Source organism: Pseudomonas sp. CM25, from assembly GCF_013179705.1.
In the GTDB taxonomy this organism is placed as follows: domain Bacteria; phylum Pseudomonadota; class Gammaproteobacteria; order Pseudomonadales; family Pseudomonadaceae; genus Aquipseudomonas.
On the sequence record NZ_JABMCW010000347.1, the window covers coordinates 1 to 5,453 of the forward strand.

Annotated in this window: 6 protein-coding genes; 4 read left to right on the top strand and 2 right to left on the bottom strand. The window is 64.0% G+C overall.

Features of this window, described 5'->3' with window-relative positions; translation table 11 throughout:
- Positions 1–554: acyl-CoA dehydrogenase family protein (locus HP546_RS25085; RefSeq protein WP_172230956.1), on the bottom strand; the 554-nt coding region annotated here is incomplete at its 3' end.
- A gap of 140 nt (positions 555–694) precedes the next feature.
- Between HP546_RS25085 and HP546_RS25090 the strand changes: the two genes are divergently transcribed.
- Both HP546_RS25090 and HP546_RS25095 read left to right on the top strand, forming a co-directional pair.
- Positions 695–1,621 carry a LysR family transcriptional regulator gene (locus tag HP546_RS25090; protein WP_172230959.1) on the top strand — a complete coding sequence of 309 codons (927 nt, stop codon included), beginning with the start codon at positions 695–697 and terminating at the stop codon, positions 1,619–1,621.
- Between the two features lie 192 nt (positions 1,622–1,813).
- Positions 1,814–2,968 (top strand): cysteine desulfurase family protein, encoded by a 1,155-nt coding sequence (locus HP546_RS25095; protein ID WP_172230962.1) that lies wholly within the window; start codon positions 1,814–1,816, stop codon positions 2,966–2,968.
- Positions 2,969–3,022: 54 nt separating this feature from the next.
- On the opposite strand, the gene nfsB is transcribed toward HP546_RS25095, so the two are convergent.
- The gene (gene nfsB, locus HP546_RS25100) at positions 3,023–3,676 is read right to left on the bottom strand and encodes an oxygen-insensitive NAD(P)H nitroreductase (protein WP_172230965.1); all 654 of its coding nucleotides are present in this window, start codon (positions 3,674–3,676) and stop codon (positions 3,023–3,025) included.
- 104 nt (positions 3,677–3,780) lie between these two features.
- Here nfsB and HP546_RS25105 point away from each other — a divergent pair, with 104 nt between their 5' ends.
- Both HP546_RS25105 and HP546_RS25110 read left to right on the top strand, forming a co-directional pair.
- Entirely contained in the window at positions 3,781–4,704 is a 924-nt protein-coding gene (locus tag HP546_RS25105) for a LysR family transcriptional regulator (protein ID WP_172230968.1), read from the top strand.
- A gap of 48 nt (positions 4,705–4,752) precedes the next feature.
- Positions 4,753–5,453 (top strand): AraC family ligand binding domain-containing protein (locus tag HP546_RS25110; protein ID WP_172230971.1); only part of this gene is annotated, 701 nt, incomplete at its 3' end.

Below are 5,453 nucleotides of genomic sequence, written 5' to 3' on the forward strand. Positions count from 1 at the left end.
GACAGGCCCATGAAAATCATCACTTTGCAGCGCGGATCGCAAGCGCCGGAGGTCCACCATTTGCGGCCGTTGATCAGCCATTGGTCGCCGTCACGCACGGCCGTGGCGGCCATGTTGGTAGCGTCCGAGGAAGCCACGTCCGGTTCGGTCATGGCGAACGCCGAACGGATCTCGCCCCGCAGCAGCGGCTCCAGCCACTGGCGCTTTTGCGCCTCGCTGCCATAACGCACCAGTACTTCCATGTTGCCGGTGTCCGGCGCAGAGCAGTTGAACGGTTCCGGGCCGAGCAACGAACGGCCCATGATTTCCGCCAGCGGGGCGTATTCCAGGTTGCTCAGGCCGGCGCCGTATTCCGATTCGGGCAGAAACAGGTTCCACAGCCCCTCGGCACGGGCCTTGGCCTTGAGCTCTTCCATGATTGCAGTGGGCTGCCAGCGGTCGCCCTCGGCGACCTGGCGCTCGAACACCGCTTCGGCGGGGTAGACATGGGCGTCCATGAACGCGCTGACGCGCTCGCGCAGTGCCTGGACCTTGGGCGAATAGGCGAAATCCATCGGGGCTACCTTCACGGTTCGGAGTACATGGGCCAGAGCCTAGAGCAGCCAGCCCCCATCCACCTAGTCTATTTTCCGCGTGTATAAACATTCATAACCGATATATGATCGGCCGATAATTCCAACAAAGAGCGGCGCCCATGAACCTCAGCAAGGTCGACCTCAACCTGTTCATCGTGTTCGACGCGATCTACACCGAAGCCAACCTGACCCGCGCCGGGCAGATTGTCGGCATCACCCAGCCAGCGGTGTCCAACGCCCTTTCGCGGTTGCGCGAAACCTTCAACGACCCGCTGTTCGTACGCACTGCCCAAGGCATGGTGCCCACACCCATGGCGCAGAACATCATCGGCCCGGTGCGCAACGCCCTGGCGCTGCTGCGCACCTCGGTGCAGGAAAGCCGCATCTTCAACCCCCAGCAGGCCAACAAGACCTTCCGCATCAGCATGACCGACCTGACCGAGGCGGTGATCTTGCCGCCGCTGTTCCAGCGCCTGCGCCGCCTGGCACCGGCCGTGTTGATCGAGAGCTTCCTGTGCAAGCGCCGCGAGACCACCAAGGAACTGGCCGCCGGCAGGCTGGACTTCGCCATCGACGCGCCGCTGAACACCGACCCGCAGGTACGCCACGTCAAATTGATGCAAGACCGCTACGTCTGCGCCCTGCGCCAAGGCCACCCGCTGGCCGACAGCAAGCTGACCCTCGACAGTTATCTGGGCATGACCCATATCCATATTTCCAGCCGGCGCAACGGCCTGGGCTATGTGGACCTGGCGCTGGGCAAGATGGGTGTGCAGCGCAAGGTCGCCCTGCGCTCGCAGCATTACCTGATGGCCTCGCAGGTGCTGCAGCAGACCGACATGGCGATGACCGTCCCGGAACGCTTCGCCCGCCGTCACCAGTTGCGTTACCACCCATTGCCAGTCGAGGTTCCCGCCCTGGAAACCCACCTGTACTGGCATGAAAGCACTGATCAGGACCCCGCCAACCGCTGGATGCGCGAGCAGATCATCGAGTTGTGCGAACGCGTGGTTGCGGAGGAAGAGCGAGTTCTGGAATCAGCATGAGCATACGAGTGAGGGACTTGGCATACCTCTCACCCTCTAGAGAAAAATATTCTACAGAGGACCAGATAAAGGGAATTATTTTTCAAGTCATTTGACGAATTGGCGACGGGTAGTAAAAAACATCTTCAAAGCGGCGGGTACGCTTACTTCGACGATCGCCCCTTTCACGGCGACAGACACGGACCCGCCCCAATGCCCAGCGCCCCGCTCTACTTCGATTACGCCGCCACCACTCCAGTCGATGACCGGGTCATCGAAACCATGCTCGCCTGTCTGGGCAGCCAGGCCAACTTCGGCAACCCGGCGTCCAGTGGCCATGCCTTCGGCCAGGCCGCCCGTCACGCCGTGGAACAGGCCCGCGAGCAGGTAGCCGAATGCGTTGGCGCGCAGGCCGATGCGCTGGTGTGGACCTCGGGGGCGACCGAGTCCAACAACTTGGCACTCAAGGGCATTGCCCAGGGCCTCGGCCAGCCCGGGCACCTGATCACCAGCCAGCTCGAACACAAGGCGGTGCTCGACACGGTTGCCGAACTGGAGCGCCAGGGCTGGGCCGTGACCCGCCTGGCACCCGATGCGGCTGGCCTGATCCAGCCCGCAAACGTGCAAGCAGCACTGCGCGCCGATACGCGCCTGGTCTCCCTGATGGCGGTGAACAATGAACTGGGTACGCTCACAGACGTTGCCACTATTGGCGAACATGTGCGCGCCCACGGTGCCCTGCTGCACGTGGACGCCGCGCAGGCGGTGGGCAAGGTGGCCATCGACCTGAGTACGATGGCCGTAGACCTGATGTCCTTTTCAGCGCACAAGGTATACGGGCCAAAAGGCATCGGAGCGCTCTACATCGGGCCTCGGGCGCGCGCGCTGATGCGTGCGCAGATGCACGGCGGCGGCCATGAGCAGGGCCTGCGCTCCGGCACGCTGGCGACGCACCAGATCGCCGGCATGGGCAGCGCTTTTGCCCTCGCCGGCCAACCTGGCGATAGCGAACATGTGCGCGTTGAACAGTTGGCCAAGCGGCTTTGCGAAGGCCTGCTGGGCTTGCCCGGCGTCTCTCTGAACGGCTGCGCCAGCCAACGCATCGCCCATACCCTGAACCTGTGCATCGACAGCCAGGGGTTCAACAGTGCGGCGCTGGCCAGCGAGCTGGCGCTGTCGACCACCTCGGCCTGCAACTCGGCCAGCAACGCAGCCTCGCATGTGCTGCTGGCGCTGGGCCTGGATGAGCGCCAGGCACGCAACAGCCTGCGCTTGAGCATCGGCCGCTACACCACCGAGGCCGAAGTGGACAAGGCGCTTGAAGTGTTTACCCGAGTACTGGCTTCGGCGTCGGCGGCATTGTGGTGAACAGGCGCTGGAACCGCCGGCTATACGAGGTGTAGCCCCCGCCGCACGTCGGCTTCAGAGGAAAGTGAACACCTGCGAAGCCGGCAACCGCGACTTGCTCAAGCCGGCGTTGAAGTCCGTCTGGCTGCGATAGCCCAGGCTGAGGATCACAACGCTGGTGAAGCCACGCTCGCGCAAGCCAAGCTCGGCATCGAGGATCTGGCTGTCGAAGCCCTCGATGGGCGTGGCATCCAGCCCATGTGCTGCCGCACCCAGCAGGGCAGTACCCAGGGCCAGGTAGGTCTGCTTTTCCATCCAGTGCTGCGCGTCTTTCTGGTCAAAGCGGTGCAGGTCGACATAGTAGCGTCGGCTCTGGTTCTGCGCAGCACGCGCTTGCTCATCGCGGAAGCGGCCATCTGCGGCCTCCTGGTCAAGCACGCCGTTCAGGTGCGCTTCGGTCATTTCGGTGCGGGTGCAAAACACGATCACATGCGAGGCATCGAGCAATTTCGGCGAGTTGTAGGCAAACCGCTCCGCCGTGCTCTTGGCCAGGCGGGCCTTGCCTTCGGCGCTGTCGGCGACGATGAAGTGCCAGGGTTGCGAGTTGACTGAAGACGGGCTGTGGCGCAGTTGTTCGAGCAAGGCATCGACGGTGGCCTGGGGAATGCGGCGCGAGGCATCGTAGGCTTTGGTGGTATAGCGGCGCTTGGCCAGCGAGACGGTATCCATGCAGCAACTCCGGGAATGAACAATAGATGTGCCGCGCATCTTATCTTTCCTGCGGAAAAGAAAAAGCGGCACAATGCAGCAACACTTTCATCGCCGGAGTGAAAATGCTGCGCATCGCTGACCTCGAACTGTTCGCCCGCAGCAGCGTGCTGGGCAGTTTCACCGCCGCCGCTCATGAGGCTGGGTTGCTACCGGGCCAGGTGGCCGCCGCGATCAAGCGCCTGGAGCGCGACCTGGACGTACGCCTGTTCGCCCGCACTACCCGCAGCCTGCGCCTGACCGCCGAAGGCGAGCGCTACCTGCCCACCGCCCTGAATGTGCTGGAGAGCCTGCGCCAGGGCCATGAAGACCTGCATGGCAACCCGGGCACACTGCGCGGCACGCTGCAGGTTTCGGCACCTTCCGACATGGGTCGCAACATGCTGCTGCCATGGCTGAGCGCCTTTCGCCGCGAGCACCCGGCCCTGCAACTGCGGTTTTTTTTGTCCGACCAGATCGCCGACCTGAACCGCGACCCGGTGGACGTGGCCATCCGTTATGGCCTCAACCAGGATGCCAACTACATCGCCCTGCCCTTGGCCGACTGGAACCGCCGGGTACTGGTGGCCTCGCCGGACTACCTGGCACGCCGCGGCCATCCGCTCACCCCCGACGCATTGCAGCAACACGACTGCCTGCTGTACCTGCAGCACAACCGGGTGTATGACAAGTGGCGAGTCGGCAACCGCACCGTGCAGGTGCGCGGGCCGCTGGTCAGCGACGATGCCGATGTCATCCGGCGCCTGGCCCTTCAGGGCGAAGGCATCGTCTACAAGTCGTGGCTGGATGTCAGCGCCAACATCGCGGCCGGCGAGCTGCAAATCGTCCTGCCCGAGTTGCTCGGCGAGCCCACGCCGGTCACCCTGGTGTGCCCGCATCGCAAACAGCTGACGCCTGCCGTGGCGCAGTTGCACCTGTGGCTGCGCGAGCGCTTCGAAGCCTTGCGCAGCCGGGCGCTGAGCAACGGCTGCACAATCGTTCCAGACTGAGCCGGACCATTACGCTAAGGTAGCCATTTACCCCAATGGCACACCCGCATGAGCAACTGGATCGACTTCAAGCAAGACGCCGACACTGGCATCGAGTCGGTGCGGGCGCATTTCGTCGGGCATGCCTATGACCCGCACTGGCACGACAGCTTCCTGGTCGGCGTGACCGAACAGGGCGTGCAGCAGTTCAACTGTCGCCGGGTACGCCACCGCAGCACGCCAGGCCAGGTGTTCCTGCTCGAACCCGGCGACATTCACGATGGACTGGCGCCGACCGACGAAGGCTTTACCTATTCGACGCTGTACCTTGAGCCTGCCTGGCTCGACCAGCAGCTACGGGCGCTGTTCGAGCACGCACCAGGCAGCAGCCTGCCCAGCTTTGCCGATACCCTGTGCCATGACCAACGCCTGGCGCGTGCCACCGCCCTCGCCTTCCGGGCCGTGCATGAGCAGGACTTGCGCATGGTCAGGCAAACAGCCATGGACGACCTGTTGGCCTGCCTGACCCGTCACCTGCACTGGCGCCGGCGTATCAACCCAGACCCGCGTCTGCCGCTGAGCGCGCAACGCGCACGTGATTACCTGCATGCCAACCTTGAACGCGACATTGGCCTGGAGGATTTGGCCCAGGCTTGCGGCATCGACCGCTTCCGCCTCACCCGCGCGTTCAAGGCCGCATTCGGCCTGGCGCCGCATGCCTACCTGATCCAGCTGCGCCTGGCCCGGGCACGGCGCCTGCTGGCCCAGGG